This window comes from Halomonas sp. IOP_14, assembly GCF_021021315.1.
GTDB classification, from domain to species: Bacteria; Pseudomonadota; Gammaproteobacteria; order Pseudomonadales; family Halomonadaceae; genus Vreelandella; species Vreelandella titanicae.
In genome coordinates, this window is record NZ_JAINWD010000028.1 from 1 (window position 1) to 15,994 (window position 15,994).

At 54.5% G+C, this 15,994-nt stretch carries 13 protein-coding genes; 8 read left to right on the plus strand and 5 right to left on the minus strand.

Features of this window, described 5'->3' with window-relative positions; translation table 11 throughout:
* Positions 1-123: 123 nt before the first annotated feature.
* The 3 genes from K7H09_RS16675 to K7H09_RS16685 form a co-directional block, all read right to left on the minus strand.
* Entirely contained in the window at positions 124-882 is a 759-nt protein-coding gene (locus K7H09_RS16675) for a DeoR/GlpR family transcriptional regulator (protein ID WP_022523714.1), read from the minus strand.
* A gap of 125 nt (positions 883-1,007) precedes the next feature.
* The gene (locus K7H09_RS16680; RefSeq protein ID WP_022523715.1) at positions 1,008-2,948 is read right to left on the minus strand and encodes an SLC13 family permease; all 1,941 of its coding nucleotides are present in this window, start codon (positions 2,946-2,948) and stop codon (positions 1,008-1,010) included.
* Between the two features lie 380 nt (positions 2,949-3,328).
* On the minus strand, positions 3,329-4,306 hold the full coding sequence (locus tag K7H09_RS16685; protein ID WP_009286508.1) for an NADPH:quinone reductase: 978 nt from the start codon (positions 4,304-4,306) through the stop codon (positions 3,329-3,331).
* A gap of 227 nt (positions 4,307-4,533) precedes the next feature.
* On the opposite strand from K7H09_RS16685, the gene K7H09_RS16690 reads away from it, so the two are divergent.
* The 3 genes from K7H09_RS16690 (at position 4,534) to K7H09_RS16700 (ending at position 7,703) form a co-directional block, all read left to right on the plus strand.
* Positions 4,534-5,289, plus strand: a complete 756-nt coding sequence (locus tag K7H09_RS16690) for a glycerophosphodiester phosphodiesterase family protein (RefSeq protein WP_009286507.1) — start codon at positions 4,534-4,536, stop codon at positions 5,287-5,289.
* Between the two features lie 46 nt (positions 5,290-5,335).
* Positions 5,336-6,178, plus strand: coding sequence for a deoxyribonuclease IV (nfo, locus tag K7H09_RS16695; RefSeq protein WP_009286506.1), 843 nt, complete (start codon positions 5,336-5,338; stop codon positions 6,176-6,178).
* 109 nt (positions 6,179-6,287) lie between these two features.
* Positions 6,288-7,703, plus strand: coding sequence for an amidase (locus K7H09_RS16700; protein ID WP_230805232.1), 1,416 nt, complete (start codon positions 6,288-6,290; stop codon positions 7,701-7,703).
* Positions 7,704-7,787: 84 nt separating this feature from the next.
* Here the strand turns inward: K7H09_RS16700 and K7H09_RS16705 are convergent, their stop codons facing one another.
* The gene (locus tag K7H09_RS16705) at positions 7,788-8,222 is read right to left on the minus strand and encodes a hypothetical protein (RefSeq protein ID WP_022523720.1); all 435 of its coding nucleotides are present in this window, start codon (positions 8,220-8,222) and stop codon (positions 7,788-7,790) included.
* A 255-nt stretch (positions 8,223-8,477) separates the two neighbouring features.
* On the opposite strand from K7H09_RS16705, the gene K7H09_RS16710 reads away from it, so the two are divergent.
* The 5 genes from K7H09_RS16710 to K7H09_RS16730 all read left to right on the plus strand — a co-directional run bounded on the left by K7H09_RS16710 (position 8,478) and on the right by K7H09_RS16730 (position 14,949).
* Positions 8,478-10,199, plus strand: a complete 1,722-nt coding sequence (locus tag K7H09_RS16710; RefSeq protein ID WP_022523721.1) for a proline--tRNA ligase — start codon at positions 8,478-8,480, stop codon at positions 10,197-10,199.
* 287 nt (positions 10,200-10,486) lie between these two features.
* A complete protein-coding gene (locus tag K7H09_RS16715) occupies positions 10,487-11,176 on the plus strand; it encodes a hypothetical protein (RefSeq protein ID WP_022523722.1) in 690 nt (229 codons plus the stop codon).
* A gap of 50 nt (positions 11,177-11,226) precedes the next feature.
* Complete coding sequence (locus K7H09_RS16720; RefSeq protein WP_022523723.1) at positions 11,227-13,596, plus strand: bifunctional diguanylate cyclase/phosphodiesterase; 2,370 nt, start codon at positions 11,227-11,229, stop codon at positions 13,594-13,596.
* Between the two features lie 89 nt (positions 13,597-13,685).
* Complete coding sequence (locus K7H09_RS16725; protein WP_230805234.1) at positions 13,686-14,471, plus strand: DUF3034 family protein; 786 nt, start codon at positions 13,686-13,688, stop codon at positions 14,469-14,471.
* A 10-nt stretch (positions 14,472-14,481) separates the two neighbouring features.
* A complete protein-coding gene (locus tag K7H09_RS16730; protein WP_022523725.1) occupies positions 14,482-14,949 on the plus strand; it encodes a group I truncated hemoglobin in 468 nt (155 codons plus the stop codon).
* On the opposite strand, the gene K7H09_RS16735 is transcribed toward K7H09_RS16730, so the two are convergent.
* Complete coding sequence (locus K7H09_RS16735) at positions 14,933-15,985, minus strand: GGDEF domain-containing protein (protein WP_171051138.1); 1,053 nt, start codon at positions 15,983-15,985, stop codon at positions 14,933-14,935. The two genes, K7H09_RS16730 and K7H09_RS16735, sit on opposite strands and share 17 nt — an antisense overlap.
* Between the last annotated feature and the right edge of the window lie 9 nt (positions 15,986-15,994).

The window sequence follows — 15,994 nt, forward strand, 5'->3', positions numbered from 1 at the left end:
TGAGGCGATTTTTAACGCTGTATGGCCAAGCGCAATAGTTAATCAGAGGTTTCCACGTTTTCGCTTTATTATCATCCAAGGCTACTCTAGCCGCCCAAAATGCTCAAGGCTGAAACTACCTCATTAAGCAATGTAGAGCGCCACATCGTGTTGCGTCAGCAAGCGCTGAATCGCGTCTGGGGGTTTGCGGTCGGTAAATAGCGCATCCAGCTGTTCCAGGTTACCTTGCCGAACAACCGGGTTACGGTGAAATTTAGAGTAGTCCGCCGCCAGATAGATGCGCCTGGAATTGGCGATAATCGCCTGAGCAACGCGCACTTCCTGGTAATCAAACTCCAGCAGTGAGCCATCCTCATCGATACCGCTGATGCCGATAATGCCGTAGTCCACTTTGAACTGATTGATAAAGTCGATCGTTGCTTCACCGATAATGCCGCCGTCCCGGGAGCGCACCTGACCGCCGGCGATAATCACGGTGAAATCCTCTTTATGTTGCAGGATAGCGGCAACATTTAAATTATTGGTAATGATCTCAAGGCCCTGGTGCTCTAACAGCGCTTGAGCAATCACTTCATTGCTGGTGCCGATATTAATAAACAGAGAGGAGTGATTCGGGATGTGCTGTGCTAAACAGCGGGCAATGCGCTCCTTTTCTTCCAGATGCAGTGTCTTGCGCGTGCTGTAGGCGGTATTGACTGTACTCGACTCGATTCCTACTCCGCCATGCACCCGCCTCACCCGGCCCTCATTGGCCAGGGTATTTAAATCGCGACGGATGGTTTGTGGTGTCACGGCAAAATGATCGGTGAGCTGCTCAATACTCATATAGCCGTGCTGACGAACCAGCTCGACAATGGCATCCTGACGAAATTGTTGATTCATAAGCCCGGCCTGTTCGATTTTTATTGATATCTGAACATAATCTAGCAAAATTTTCGAAACCTAATAGCACTATTCATACAATTCCGCAGGTGCCAAACCGACAGACCAAGCGGCGACCTCGCCTATTAAAGCGGCCACACCCATAGGATCATTGGGATAGCAACCACCAGCACCACCAGTGATAGCGGCAAGCCCAGTTTCCAATAATCACCAAAGCGGTAGCCGCCAGGCCCAAGCACCAGCGTATTGGATTGGTGCCCAATAGGGGTTAAAAACGCACAGGAAGCGCTAACAGCTACGACCATCAAAAACGGATCCAGTGAGACGTCAAAGCCATTGGCTAAGCTCACCGCAATCGGTGCCATCAGTAGCGCAGCCGCCGCATTGTTAACCACATTGGAGAGCAGCATAGAGAGTAAAAACAGCCCTATCATGGTCACCACCACCGGCCAATCGCTGCCAAAACTGAGCAGCGCGTTAGCAATCAAATCTGCACCTCCACTGGTTTCTAATGCTTCGCCCACGGGAATCATCGCCGCGAGCAGCACTATGACGGGGCCATCAATGGCCTGATACCCTTCCCGGAGTGGTAACACGCCAATCAGGAGCGAAATCAGTGCCGCACTACTCATGGCCACCGCTGCGGGGAGTAGATCAAACAGCATGGCGACGATTGCCAAGGCAAAAATAGCAATCGACATAGCAAGTTTGCGTGGCTGCCCCAGATGCAGTTCACGGCTAGCCAGGGGTAGACACCCAAGCGAGGCCAGGCTATCTGACATCTCGTTTTCACTGCCCTGGAGGAGCAAAACATCACCGTTTTTAAAACGAATATCCCGCAACCGCTGCTTCAAGCGCCCGCCATCCCGTGCGACAGCCACCAAGTGCAGGCCAAACTGATGGTTTAAGCGTAGCTGGCGTACGCTGCGGTTAATCATCATTGAGTCGTTACGCACCACGGCCTCGATCAGTTGCAGGCCCTCGGTATCCACGGGCTGTCGATCCTGCGCAGAATCTTTCTTATTCACAGGATCCTTATCACTCTCCGTAGGCTCAGCATCCTCCGCCTCAGGGTCTTCCTCCAACTCTGCAATCGCGCTTAGCCCTACTTTGTCTTCCAGCATTTGAAGCTCATCAGGCCCTGCTTCTAATAGCAGAATATCGCCCTCTTCCAGTGCGCCGTGGAAGTTATAGCCTGCACGGCGGTTGTCATCACGCACCACCGCTAACACGGGAATGGTTTCGTCCAGTTCGTCGCGCAACTGTTGTAGCGTTAGCCCCTTGGCCTTCGACTCTTCGCCTACTTTCAATTCGACTAAATAGTTGGCGGTATCGAACATTTCATCCGTAGAGGCCTGGCCGCTACGCTTGGGCGTCAAGCGCCAGCCCACCAGAACAATAAAGGCCAGCCCCGCCAGCGCAACTACGATGCCTACAGGCGAGAAGCTAAACATACTAAATGCTTCATCTGTCACATCACGGCGATAACTGGAAATAATGATATTGGGTGGGGTACCAATCATCGTGGTCAGGCCGCCGAGCAGAGAGCCAAACGCCAGGGGCATAAGCAGTAAGGAAGGCGAGGTGTTGTGTTCGCGGGCAAGCCGCATAGCTACCGGTAGCAGCAGTGCCAGGGCGCCCACATTATTCATAATACCTGACAGCACAACAATGGTACCCACCAGCACCAGGAGTTGGAGCAGCAGGTTTTCCCCCACTTTAAGCACTTGGTTGGCAATAATATCGACCACGCCCGAGCGCTCAAACCCTCGGCTAAGCACCAGTACAGCGGCCACGGTAATCACCGCCGGATGGCCGAAACCGGCGAAAGCGCTTTCGGCCGGCACAAGCCCCAGCATGACCGAACCCAACAACGCTGCCAGCGCCACTAAGTCATAACGAAAGCGTCCCCATATAAACGCGGCGAGCGTTAGCCCAAGTACGATAAACACCAGTGTGCTAGGTGTAAGCGTTAACCCGCCAAGATCCAATGCTTCAATACTTACGTTTTCAATACCGGAGCCCTCAGCGCTTGAGCCCTCAACACTTATGTCCTCAGCCGACATCCTTTTCCCACTCCCTTGCTGGCGTTTGAAAGTTCACCATGCGATTGATGCAAAACACGCTTTAACATGACTATTTCTTCTGCACATTAGACGTTTACTATACAGAGGTATAGACCCTGCATACGCAAAGCCTATAAACACATAGCCAAAAGGGACAAAAGCTCGGCAAAGCCGAGCTTCATATCGGTAGTGTAATGAAGGGTAAAGCGGGCTAATAAAAGCGCTTACTTTTGGCGCTCAACAATAATGTGAGCATCAACAATCTTATAGCGATGCGTGCAGCCTTTGAGATATAGGAAACTTCACGGGGCCCTGGCCAACCGCTTCAGGCTGCCCCTGCTGCTGCTCTCAAAGCTCTATCGTCGGATAAAACGAATTCGCTACGGCAAAAGAATAGTTGAGCCCGTGGTCTTGCGGCTTTGCAGGGCGTCTTGGGCTTTGCCAGCTTCTGCAAGTGGGTAGCGGTTGGCGATATCAATGTTGACCTTACCGCTTTCAATCATGGCGAAAAACTCTTCGCACATCATCTCCAAACGCTCGCGGGTGTCGGCGTAGCCATTCAGGCTGGGGCGGGTCACGTAAAGTGCGCCCTTCTGATTCAGAATGCCGATATTAACGCCCTCCACCGGGCCAGACGCGTTGCCAAAGCTGACCATCAGACCACGGGGCTTCAGGCAGTCCAGTGACATTTCCCAGGTGTCTTTACCCACCGAGTCATACACCACATCGCACATATCGCCGTTGGTAAGCTCGCGTACGCGCTCTACCACGTTCTCTTCGCTGTAATTAATTGTCGCCCAGGCACCGTTGGCCATGGCTAGATCCGCTTTTTCCTGTGAACTGACTGTGCCGATCAGCTTAACGCCTAACGACTTCGCCCACTGGCAGGCAATCGAACCTACCCCGCCCGCTGCGGCGTGAAATAGAATGGTTTCGCCACCTTTTAGTTCATAGGTTTGGCGAAGCAGATACTGCACGGTAAGGCCCTTGAGCATACTCGCCGCTGCGGTGTCGAAATCAACGAAGTCGGGTAGCTTGACCACTTTAGCCGCTGGCAGCGTATGCAGTTCAGCATAGGCGCCCAACGGGCCTTGGGCATAGGCCACGCGATCGCCAACCTGAAGGTGTGTGACTCCTTCGCCAACCGCATCGACCACGCCTGCACCTTCGGTGCCTAGACCAGAAGGCATGGAAGGGGTTGGATAGAGCCCGGTACGAAAATAGATGTCGATAAAATTAAGGCCAACGGCTTTATTAGCAATACGTACTTCACCCTGGCCAGGTTCAGCAGGGGTAACGTCGACCAGTTCAAGTACCTCAGAACCGCCGGTGCGGGCAAATTGAATACGCTGAGACATTAGGACTCCTTATTGTGTAATTCGGCTATTATTCGAGTTGATACGCCATCTCTGAATAATGCTAAGCATGGCAACAGGTGCTGCTATACAAGCGCGTCATGGCATTTAAATCAAGCTAGCACGCTAGCGTATTTTTACCCACTAGAACGCGAGGCAATGCAATCCTGCTGTCATGCGCCCATGCTAGTATTAGCGCTTCTTTATCGTCTAAGGCTTAGAGATTTGTCATGACGCATCCTGCTATTCAACTCCCCGCGCTGATTGCCCACCGCGGCTACTCCGCCGCTGCCCCTGAAAACACCCTCGCCGCGGTGCGCGCCGCCTATGAAGCGGGAGCCACATGGGTAGAGCTGGATGTGCAGCTACTGGGTGATGGCACCCCGGTGATTTGGCACGACGGCGATGTAGCACGCTGCTCAAACGGACGGGGCGGACTCGCCTCCATGAGCTGGGCGAAGGCGCAAACCCTGGATGCCGGGGCTTGGTTTGACGATCGTTTTGCGGGTGAGAAGATGCCTAGCCTCAGCGAGATGTTGGCACTGCTTAACGAGCTGGAAATGGGCGCCAATATGGAAATCAAGGTCAACAAAGGCCGCGACCCCATCGCGCTGGTGGAACGCGCGCTGCCGGAAATGCTCGACACTCTCCCCCCCGAGCGCTTGATTATCTCCTCCTTCAATGCCGCGGCTCTTGGCCACTGCCGTCAATTTGCCAGCAAAGAACGGCTGGCCCTGGGTGTGCTGTTCGGTAGCGTGCCCAAAAGTTGGCGTGAGCAGTGCGAGGCCATTGAGGCTTTTAGCGTGCACCCCCACTGGCCGCGTTTGAAGCGCGCCCAAGCCGACGCTATGCAGCGCGATGGCTATCAAATATTGTGCTATACCGCCAATGACCCCAGTGCCTTTCATAGCCGCTGGGAGTGGGGCATCGGCAGTGTCATCACCGATGAACCCGCCGCGTTCAAGCGCTTTTTAGACAGCCATTGATAAACTCTAACAACTTATAAGTTCACACACTGACAAGGAGTCCACCATGAAGTACCTAGGAGCCCATGTGAGCGCCGCTGGCGGCGCAGACCAAGCCGTGCAGCGAGCAGTGGAAATCGGTGCGGATGCGTTTGCGCTATTCACCAAAAATCAGCGTCAATGGAAAGGTAAACCGCTCACCGATGAGGCGATTCAAGCCTTTCGCGATGCCTGTGCCGAGCACAACTTTTCTGCAGAGCAGATTTTGCCCCACGACAGCTATCTGATTAATCTAGGTCACCCCGAGCAGGAAGGGCTGCGCAAATCCCGCGATGCGTTTCTGGATGAGATGCAGCGCTGCGAGCAGTTGGGGCTGACGCTGCTTAATTTTCACCCTGGCAGCCATTTGAACAAAATCAGCGAAAGCGACTGCTTAAAGCGTATTGCAGAATCCGTTAACGAAGCGCTAACGCATACCCAAGGCGTTACCGCAGTCATTGAAAATACCGCTGGCCAAGGCACTAACCTGGGTTGGCGCTTCGAGCATTTGGCCGAAATCATTGCCCACGTGGACGATAAAACTCGCGTGGGGGTGTGTATTGACACCTGCCACGCCTTTGCGGCGGGCTATGATCTACGCACGACAGAGGCCACCCAAGCAACGCTTGATGAGCTAGACAGCGTGGTCGGCTTTGAGTATCTGCGCGGTATGCATTTAAACGATGCCAAAAGCAACCTTGCCAGCCGCGTGGATCGCCACCATAGCCTGGGTAAAGGCAATATTGGCCTACCTGCCTTTACCACCATCATGCAGGAACCACGGATTAACGGCATTCCAATGATACTGGAGACCATCGAACCCGAGATATGGGCCGATGAAATAGCTTGGCTACGCGCTCAAGCCTCCTGAAGTGGATACAAAGAGTCAGCCTACGATTCAGCGGTTTTTGCACGCCCGGTAATGCTTGCCTACGCTTAAACTCCTTTACCCAAGCCCCAGCCTACGTAAGGAGTGTGCAATGAGCGATACCGATCTTGGCAGTTTAGATGCCCAGACCCTAGCTCACTTGTTTGCAAGCCGAGAGGCCTCCCCGCTAGAAGCGACTCGTGCCGCTCTTGATCGAATCGAGCGCTTCAACCCAGACGTTAACGCCTATGTGTATGTAGATGCTGAAGGTGCGGAATCGGCGGCCAAAGCCTCGGCGCGGCGCTGGGGGCAAGGCAAGCCGCTAAGCCCCATCGACGGGGTGCCGGTATCGCTTAAAGACCTGACCCAAGTGGCGGGCATGCCCTGCCGAGAAGGCTCGCTAACCTCTTCTGAAGCGCTATGTGACACCGATGCGCCACCCGCACGCATGCTGCGTGAAGCAGGCGCCGTCATTTTAGGTAAAACCAACACGCCCGAATTTGGCTGGAAAGCCGTGACCGATAACCGTGTCTTCGGTGCCACGGCTAACCCCTGGGATACTCGGTTAACCCCCGGCGGTTCTTCCGGCGGGGCCGCCGCTGCTGCGGCACTCAATATGGGGGTACTGCACCAGGGCGGCGACTCCGGCGGATCCATACGTATCCCCGCGGCGTTCACCGGTGTTTTTGGCTTCAAACCCACATTTGGCTGGACGCCCCAATGGCCTCCAGCTAAAGAACCCAGCCTATCGCACCTGGGGCCGTTAACGCGCACCGTGCGGGATGCGGTTAGCATGCTCAATGTGATGGGCCGTTACGACTACCGTGACCCTTACGCCACCCGCGGGCAGCCCGAGTGCTGGGGGATGGATTTGGATAAAGGTTTAACCGGACTACGGATTGGCTACTCGGCCGATCTTGGCTACGCCAAGGTAGATCCACAGGTTGCCGAACGCGTGCGAGAAGCAGCCGGCAGACTGGAGGCGTTGGGCGCTGAAATCGTCGAAGTGCATCCCGGCTTTTCGTCACCGCTGGATACCTTCCGTAAGCTGTGGTTTACCGCCTCTTTAGAGCAGTGGTCACAAATGGATGATCACCAGCGTACGCTGCTGGATCCCGGCATGGTGGCCAATGCCCGTGAGGCCGAACCCTGGAAAGCCGTTGAACTGTTTCGTGCCTTGGCAGATCGTGCGGAGTTAACCCAGCTCCTGGAGCACTTTAACCAAGAGTATCATCTACTGATGACCCCCTCGGTGGCGATACCGCCGTTTGAAATTAACCAGGAAGTTCCCCTCAGCAGCGATATGCGGGACTGGGAAGAGTGGGCGCCCTTTAGCTATCCTTTTAACCTTAGCCAGCAGCCCGCCGCGTCAGTGCCCTGTGGTTTTACCGATAACGGTTTACCGGTGGGTTTTCAGCTTGCGGGTGGCAAGTATGATGATGTGCGGGTACTGCGTGCCTGCCACGCCTACATGGAAGCGCACCCACCACGCTTTCCCAGCGTCCCCAACCCCGCCCAGTATGCTTGACAGCTGGGCTGCATAAACTGAGCCGCATGAAAAAGCTCAGCCAAGCATAACGCTCGGCTGGGCTTTAGCGGTCAATTAGGAGCATTACATCGCCGAGAGTTTCTCTTGGTCTAACACGCCAGACATACGCACCATAGCCAGCGCTTCGTCCAAGCTGCCCATCTCTTCGATCATCACTAACTCGCTCTCCAAACTCACCGGCTGACCGGCTGTTTCAGAGAGCAGTTTTTCAAGAGAGGCTATATCCATAGCGTCGTCTAATTGGTGAACATCTACTGAGGCGCTGTTGCGGCCCGGCAAATAGATGGTGCCATTAGAGAAATCCACGGCGTAGGCAATTACTCCGGGTACAATAAAAAACAGCAAGCCGACACCATTGGCGACAGCAATAACCGGATCAATATCACCGCTCAATTGCCCTTTACGCTCAGGGTGAAAAAGCGTACCACAACCACTCAATGACACGATGGAAACGCCAACCACGGCGCCGGTCAACCAGCGACGAACTGCTTGATGCATGAAGGTTCCCTCAAACAAAATAGTAACGATAGTCGAAATAGCATATTGAGCTTTCGTTTTTTGCCGACTATCGCGCCATAAAACTTGCTCAGTCTAGCACAACCATCCAAAAGCATAGATCAATTGAACATAAGCACTATTTTGCCGCTTTAACCGCTAGGCCGTACAATGGCCCCATTCAACGCCTCCAAGCACTTTTTCAAGAATTCAGTTTCAAAAACCAGTCTTAAAAAAACTTAAGGAATGCTCACGCCCATGCGCGCCAGCCAATTACTGATTGCCACACTCAAAGAAACTCCGGCTGACGCCGAAGTCATTAGCCACCAGCTAATGCTCCGTGCCGGGATGATTCGCCGTTTAACCTCAGGGCTATACACTTGGCTGCCCCTTGGCCTGCGCACACTGCGCAAGGTGGAAGCCATTGTGCGCGAAGAGATGAACCGTGCCGGTGCTCAAGAGGTACTGATGCCCGCCGTGCAGCCCGCTGAGCTTTGGCAGGAGTCTGGCCGTTGGGAGCAGTATGGCCCCGAGCTGTTACGCCTGAAAGATCGCCACGACCGCGACTACTGCGTCGGCCCGACCCACGAAGAAGTGATCACCGACCTGGTGCGCAAAGAGATTGCCAGCTATAAACAGCTGCCGGTCAATTTCTATCAGATTCAGACCAAGTTCCGTGACGAGATTCGCCCACGCTTTGGGGTAATGCGCTCCCGCGAGTTCATCATGAAGGATGCTTACTCCTTCCACCTGGATGAAGCCTCGCTGAAGCAGACCTACCAGGATATGTACGACGCCTACACACGCATTTTCACGCGGCTGGGCCTCGACTTTCGCCCGGTAATTGCCGACAACGGCTCTATCGGCGGCACCGGCTCCCATGAATTCCACGTACTGGCCGACTCGGGCGAAGACGATATCGTATTCTCCAACGCCTCCGAGTACGCCGCAAACATGGAAAAGGCCGAAGCCTTGCCTGCCCCAGTGGGCAGCGATATACAGCGCGAAGCACCTACCCAAGAGATGCATCTGGTAGATACACCTAATGCCAAGACCATTGCCGCCCTGGTTGAGCAGTTTGATCTGCCGATCGAGAAAACGGTCAAGACCCTCATCGTACGTGCCGCTGAAGGTGGCCTGATTGCCCTATTGGTGCGCGGTGATCATGAGCTGAACGAGGTAAAAGCAGAGAACCTTCCCCAAGTGGCGGCCCCGCTGACCATGGGCAGCGAAGAAGAAATTCGCGCAGCAGTTGGTGCAGGCTTTGGCTCGCTTGGCCCGGTGAACCTTGATATGCCCATTATTGCCGACCGCAGCGTTGCCCTGATGAGCGACTTTGGCGCGGGTGCCAATATTGAAGGCAAACACTATTTCGGCATTAACTGGGAGCGTGATGTTGCCCTTCCCGAGGTGGCCGACCTACGCAATGTGGTGGAAGGCGACCCTTCTCCCGACGGTCAAGGCACGCTCTCTATCAAGCGCGGCATCGAGGTTGGCCACGTCTTCCAGCTTGGCCAAAAGTACTCCCAGGCCATGAACGCCAACGTACTGGGCGACAACGGCAAAACCAGCCATCCTTGGATGGGTTGCTACGGCATCGGCGTGACCCGTGTGGTCGCCGCGGCCATTGAGCAGAACCACGATGAATCCGGCATTATCTGGCCTAACGCTATTGCGCCCTTCCAGGTGGCACTGGTGCCGATGAATGCACACAAATCCCAGCGTGTTCGCGAAGAGTCTGAACGTCTTTACCAAGCACTCACCGCCGCTGGCTTAGACGTCTTGCTGGATGACCGAGACACCCGGCCCGGCGTTAAATTTGCCGACTTGGAGCTGATGGGCGTTCCTCACCGCCTGGTAATCGGCGACCGCGGCCTGGACAACAGCGAACTGGAATATAAAGGACGTCGGGATAGCGAAGCCACCATGGTGCCTGCAGATCACATCATCGATTTTTTGCGTGAGAAAGCGAGTAGCTAAGACCGCAACGCTTTGCGGAGTCTTGCCGAGCGGCGCTGGACTTGTCACCACAAGCCCAGTGGCCGCTCAGCCGTTGCCGCAACGACTGCGATGGCAGTTTGGGCGAAACGTGGTACCCGGAGCGGGTATTGCAAGCATAGCGGAGTACCTGGCGTCAGGCAGCATTGCGTTAAGTGTTGGCCTACCGTTAAGCCAAACACATGACTTTCTTGCATAATCCATCCACTATTAAGTTTAATACTGCACGGGCTAACTAAGAGCCAGCTTAATACGGGATGCCGACCTCAATGCCAAAGCCAACACGACTGCGTCACCCTTTTATGGGTTTTGTCAGTGTATACCCACTCCCGCTATTGGCACTGGCGGTTATCAGCCTACTTATCCCCACCGCTAATGCCGCTCAGATAACCGTCAGCAGTAGTGATGGCCAACCCCTTGCGGATGCAGTTGTTGAGGTTTACTACGATTCGGCGGCGGCCAATCCTCCTCAGGAAGAGAGCATCTATCAGCGGGGTGCTGCCTTTCACCCCAAGGTACTCGCCGTACCGACCGGCAGCTATGTGGCATTTCCCAACCAAGACACCACCCGCCACCACGTCTACTCTTTTTCACCGGCCAAAACCTTTGATTTAAACCTCTACTTGCAAGAAACACCGCCACCGGTTCACTTCGACCAAGCAGGGGTTGTCGTCTTAGGGTGTAATATTCACGACCATATGCAGGCGTTTATTGTAGTCAGCGATGCCCCCTACTCGGCGATAACGGGCGCCGAAGGCATGCTTTCCCTGCCCATGCTGCCAGCTGGTGAGCATCGTGTGCGCGTGTGGCACCCGCAACTTGATGACAGCCAGCAAGTTTGGTGGGAAGGTATCATTACCGACAGCGACCAGTTGGAAGTCAATTTAGAACTCAACGCACTGCCACCTCCAGCGCCAACCCTCTCTCCCCTTCAGCAGCGATTTAAAGATGCTACTTAAGACCCTAGCAGGGTTCAGAAGGTGGAACTCAACCACTTAGTGAGGTTGCTATGCGCTTTAGAACGCGCCTAATGCTCGTACTATTGACAGTGGTTATTGTCTCGCAACTCGCTACCGGGGTGGCGTTTCTTCGTGCGACCCAAAACGACGTCATTGCAAAAGGCTCCCAACGTTTAGAAGTGGGTGCCAATGTATTGGAACAACTGCTGGACGCACGCGGTGAGCAGTTAGCTAATAACGTCGCCATTCTTGCCGATGACTTCGGTTTTAAAAGCGCCGTTTCCACCCAGGACACCGATACGCTCTACTCCGTATTGGCCAACCATGGTGATCGAGCCAAGGCGGATATCGTGTTACTCAGCGGCCTGGATGGGCGTATTTTGGCAAGCAGCCATCACGCGCAAAATAGCCCAATGCCTTTCCCGCAGTTGTTCGATCGAGCCAGCCAAGAAGGCGAAGCTGTTAGCGTCGTCATCGCCGAAGGGCAGCCGTACGAGTTTGCCCTGCTGCCAGTGCGTGCCCCCAACCTGATTGGCTGGGTGGGTATGGGCTTTTTAATCAATGAAGCGGTCACGGAAGAGATTAATGTATTAACCGGGTTGGACATCAGCGTAGTCAACTATCGCGACAACGGCGAGATCAGCTACCTTGCCAGTTCTCATCCCGAGCAGCTGGCCCTGGAATTAATGAGCGGGCGTGACGATGAGCTAATCGAAGGTGAATATGCCTTACACAGCCAGATGACGCCGGATGCCGAGTACCTGACCTACGCGTCTCAGCTCTATTCCGATGACGTCAACCAGACCTATGCGTTGTTACAACTCTCACGCAACGAGCTGCTTGGCGCTTACCGCTCGCTGCAGTGGCAACTGCTGGGAATCATTGCTTTGATCCTGCTGTTTACCGTGCTGATTGCGATGTGGAGCGCCCGGAGTATGAGCAAACCGTTAATGGAGTTGGCGAAGGCGGCACAGCGCATTGGGCGCGGAGAGCGTTTCACTGAGTTACCGATCGGTACTGAGCGCAGCGAAACCGGGCTTTTAGCGTCGACGCTACTGGCCATGCAGGAGGGTATCGCTCAGCGTGAGTCCACTCTTCATCATCAGTCCCGTCACGACTTACTTACCGACCTGCCCAATCGCATCAGCGCCCAGGAAGATATCAGCCTTTTGATCAAACGCGGCGAGCCGTTTACCCTTCTGCGCCTGGCGATTAACAACTTTCGCGACATTAATGACACCTTCGGCTACGCGCTGGGGGATCACGTGCTGGTCACCCTGGCCAAACGCTTGCAGCACTTTGATGGCTCGGAGAGCACAGCCTACCGGATTGATGGTGATGAGCTGCTACTACTCGTCAAGCAGTCAAGAAGCGACTTTGCCTGGCGTACCCGACTGTTCACTACGCTGCATCACCCTATCGATCTTGATAAATCACCCATCACACCCTCACTTTCAGCAGGGGAAACCAACTACCCCGACCATGGCGACAGCCCACAATTGTTGCTGCGGCGATCCGATATAGCGCTGGATATGGCACGCCGTCACCGGCACCACCACCAACGCTACCTGGAGGGTCAGGATGAGCACCATTTGCGCCAGCTCACCCTGATTCGCGATCTACAGGATGCGGTGGGCAACGGTGAACTGTGGATGGCCTACCAGCCCAAAGTAGACACCCGTAACGGCCGTGTCGATCAGTGCGAAGCGTTGATGCGCTGGCGTCACCCGTCGTTAGGTTTTGTGCCACCCGATGAGTTTATTAGCTTGGCCGAGCGTTCGGGAAGCATCAGCATGCTTAGCCACTGGATGTTAGCCAATGTCTGCGCTCAACTGCATGCTTGGCAGCAGCATGGTTACCACTTATCGGTAGCAGTTAATCTCTCCGCCAGTGATGTGGTGGATCGCCAATTAGCTGCTTATTTGGCTAGCCTGCTTGAGCGCTATCGTCTTGCCCCTGCCCGCCTGAGTATCGAAGTCACTGAAAGTGCCGTTATGCAGGACGTTGATGCCGCCATGGCCACGTTGATGGAGCTCAACCAACTAGGGCTGCGTATCGCGATTGACGATTACGGCACCGGCTACTCTTCCCTAGCGCAAATCAAACGCTTGCCCGTGGATGAACTCAAGATCGATAAATCGTTCGTGTTGGCCATTGATTCCCAAAAAGATGACTTGACGATTGTCAGCTCGACCATCGAAATGGGCCACAGCTTAGGACTGCGCTTAGTGGCCGAAGGCGTCGAGAATCGCGCCAGCGCCGAGCTGTTAAGCAAGCTTGGCTGTGACTTTTTACAGGGCTATTGGATTGCTAAACCAATGCCAGCTGATGAACTCCCCGCCTGGTTGGATAATTTTACGCCGCTCTCCTTGCCCCACCCGATGTCTTCCTTACTAAAGGCGTTCCAGAGAAAGCCATGATGTTATTTCAATCTATATTTTCACCATCCAGTTCACCCTTTCGGCACTTTTTTTTCAGCTGCCTTGCGGTCTGTTTAGCGCTTGCGGCCATGCCCTCCTATGCCGGTAGCCGTATTGTAAGTACGGGCGGAGTGAGTGCTATTGAAGGGGCCGCGGGGGGTGGCTTATCGCCTTGGGCAGTGCTGGCCAGCACCGCCAGCGAACAGGAAATCGGCGTCACTGCCGCCGCTACCCGTGCCTGGGTGGACGATTATCGGCTAACAGTGACCGGCGCAAGCCTGAATGTTTATGACCGTATTGAAGTCTCAGTGGCGCGTCAAACGCTTGATCTAGACACCCTGGGTGGCGAGCTAGGCCAGGATATTTACGGTGCTAAGGTGCGCTTGCTCGGTGATGTGCTCTATCACCCTTGGGGCATTTGGAGTGTTGGGATGCAACATAAACGACTGGTTGATGGCACCATTCCCACCGCCCTCGGTGCCGATAAAACAAGCGGTACCGATATGTATCTTAGCGCCAGCAAGTTGCTGTTTAGCGCTGTTGCCGGGCGCAATATGCTATTCAACGCCACCCTGCGCAATACCAATGCCAACCAGGGCGGTCTGCTTGGCTTTGGCGGCGATCAGAGTAGCCGCTCGTGGATGGCCGAGGGGAGCGTGGGCGTTTTTATTACCCCGCAATGGGTTGTCGGTGCAGAGTATCGCCAGAAACCCGATAACCTAAGCGTAGTTAAAGAGGATGATTGGCAAAGTCTCTACAGTGCCTACTTCTTCAATAAGCACTTATCACTCACGGGCGCGTGGTTGAACTTAGGCGACATTGCCGGCCTACCTTCCCAACGCGGCGGCTATCTTTCACTTCAGGCAGCTTTCTAAGCGGGGCGCTATGAGCTTTCCACACAAATACAAGCGGACACACCGTGGTTTAATAACGGTTATTTTTGCAACAATCGCAATTACGCTCGCAGGCTGCACTCATCAGTCAGCCACTCAATCAACAACGCTTTACGAACGGCTTGGCGGTCAGGGCACTATCGACACGGTGGTCGAGAATCTCTTATACCGAATTGCGGATGATCCCGAAGTAGTGGTGTTTTTTGCTAACACCAATATCGATTTATTTGCTGAATCCCTGGCCAGCCAGCTATGCGATGTAAGCGATGGCCCCTGCCACTATGAAGGCCCGCCGATGGATCGTGCTCATCAACATATGGGGCTAACAGATGCACATTTTAATCGCTTGGTGGAACATCTCGATGCGGCTATGCAGGCGGAGGGTATTGCCCTTGGCGCACGTAATGAACTGCTGGGCAGACTCGCCCCTATGTACACAGACGTTATGCGTCTTCAGTAACCTGCCAACCGTCACGGCCCATCGCTTTTACCCGGTAGAGTGCTTTGTCGGCGGCTTCGTAAGCGTAGGGAAACGTTGCTTCATCGGCTACAAAACAGCTCCCGCCAACGCTTAACGTCACGCCTTTTTTATCCGGATGGGCAGAGTGGGCAAAACCAGCTTCCCGCAGCCCTTCAATTAGCTGGCGGCAGTAACGCTTCAGCGTGTCGGTGTTCGGGCAGTGAAGTAGTGCCGCGAACTCATCGCCTCCCAAGCGGTAGAGCTGCGCTTCATCATTCAGCGTTTCACCAATCAATGTGGCCAATTGGCGCAAAAGGGTATCGCCTTGCGGATGCCCGTAGGCATCGTTGTACTGTTTAAAAAAGTCTATATCGACCAGAATCAGCCCCAGCGACTGGTGCTGCTGCACCAACACATCCTGATGCAAAGCGCTGCGATTACCGATCCCGGTGAGCGGGTCGCGCATGGCGCGTTTCATCCACTCGAAGGTCTCTTGAGTGGCGCGATCAGTGCGTCTTAGCTGGCGCTCATGGAGCCACCAAAACGCCAAGCCCATCACAAAGATCAATAAACTGGAGTAGGTCAGCACCTGACTATGCTGACGGGTGCTTTCGGAAAAATCGTTAATCGCTGCGCCCCGACGATCAAGCTGATCCATCTCAATATGGGTTAAGCATTGAATCGGTGCGAACAACGCCATCGCCGCAGCGATACGGTCAATGCCCCGCGCCGCGAGCAGCGCCACCAGCCGATCCAACTCCTTCAAACTAGGCTCAACGCAGGTATATTCACGCCGATAAATGTGCACATCGGCTAAGCCGTAGGCCAGGTCAATATCCAAGGCTGCGGCATCCAGCGCATCTTGCTCTGCCTGGTCACTCAATAGCTCGGATTGGGCATTTTGTAGGTAGACCCGTGCCCGAGTAGAAAGCTGCTGACCTGTAAGGCTCCCCGTCTGGCTGAAATAAGCCTGTATTTCGGGGTATACCCAGCGCGATTCATAAACAATCAACACCATAAGTGCCAAAAAGCTCATCAAGCTCAA

What these genes read in the sequence shown, in the direction of transcription:
- K7H09_RS16705 (WP_022523720.1), bottom strand. Translation starts at nt 8,222, where the DNA reads ATGCATCAAGCAGTTCGTCGCTGGTTGACCGGCGCCGTGGTTGGCGTT.
- K7H09_RS16685 (WP_009286508.1), bottom strand. Translation starts at nt 4,306, where the DNA reads ATGTCTCAGCGTATTCAATTTGCCCGCACCGGCGGTTCTGAGGTACTT.
- K7H09_RS16730 (WP_022523725.1), top strand. Translation starts at nt 14,482, where the DNA reads ATGAGCTTTCCACACAAATACAAGCGGACACACCGTGGTTTAATAACG.
- K7H09_RS16680 (WP_022523715.1), bottom strand. Translation starts at nt 2,948, where the DNA reads ATGTCGGCTGAGGACATAAGTGTTGAGGGCTCAAGCGCTGAGGGCTCC.
- nfo (WP_009286506.1), top strand. Translation starts at nt 5,336, where the DNA reads ATGAAGTACCTAGGAGCCCATGTGAGCGCCGCTGGCGGCGCAGACCAA.
- K7H09_RS16725 (WP_230805234.1), top strand. Translation starts at nt 13,686, where the DNA reads ATGCCCTCCTATGCCGGTAGCCGTATTGTAAGTACGGGCGGAGTGAGT.
- K7H09_RS16715 (WP_022523722.1), top strand. Translation starts at nt 10,487, where the DNA reads ATGCCAAAGCCAACACGACTGCGTCACCCTTTTATGGGTTTTGTCAGT.
- K7H09_RS16735 (WP_171051138.1), bottom strand. Translation starts at nt 15,985, where the DNA reads ATGAGCTTTTTGGCACTTATGGTGTTGATTGTTTATGAATCGCGCTGG.
- K7H09_RS16690 (WP_009286507.1), top strand. Translation starts at nt 4,534, where the DNA reads ATGACGCATCCTGCTATTCAACTCCCCGCGCTGATTGCCCACCGCGGC.
- K7H09_RS16700 (WP_230805232.1), top strand. Translation starts at nt 6,288, where the DNA reads ATGAGCGATACCGATCTTGGCAGTTTAGATGCCCAGACCCTAGCTCAC.
- K7H09_RS16720 (WP_022523723.1), top strand. Translation starts at nt 11,227, where the DNA reads ATGCGCTTTAGAACGCGCCTAATGCTCGTACTATTGACAGTGGTTATT.
- K7H09_RS16675 (WP_022523714.1), bottom strand. Translation starts at nt 882, where the DNA reads ATGAATCAACAATTTCGTCAGGATGCCATTGTCGAGCTGGTTCGTCAG.
- K7H09_RS16710 (WP_022523721.1), top strand. Translation starts at nt 8,478, where the DNA reads ATGCGCGCCAGCCAATTACTGATTGCCACACTCAAAGAAACTCCGGCT.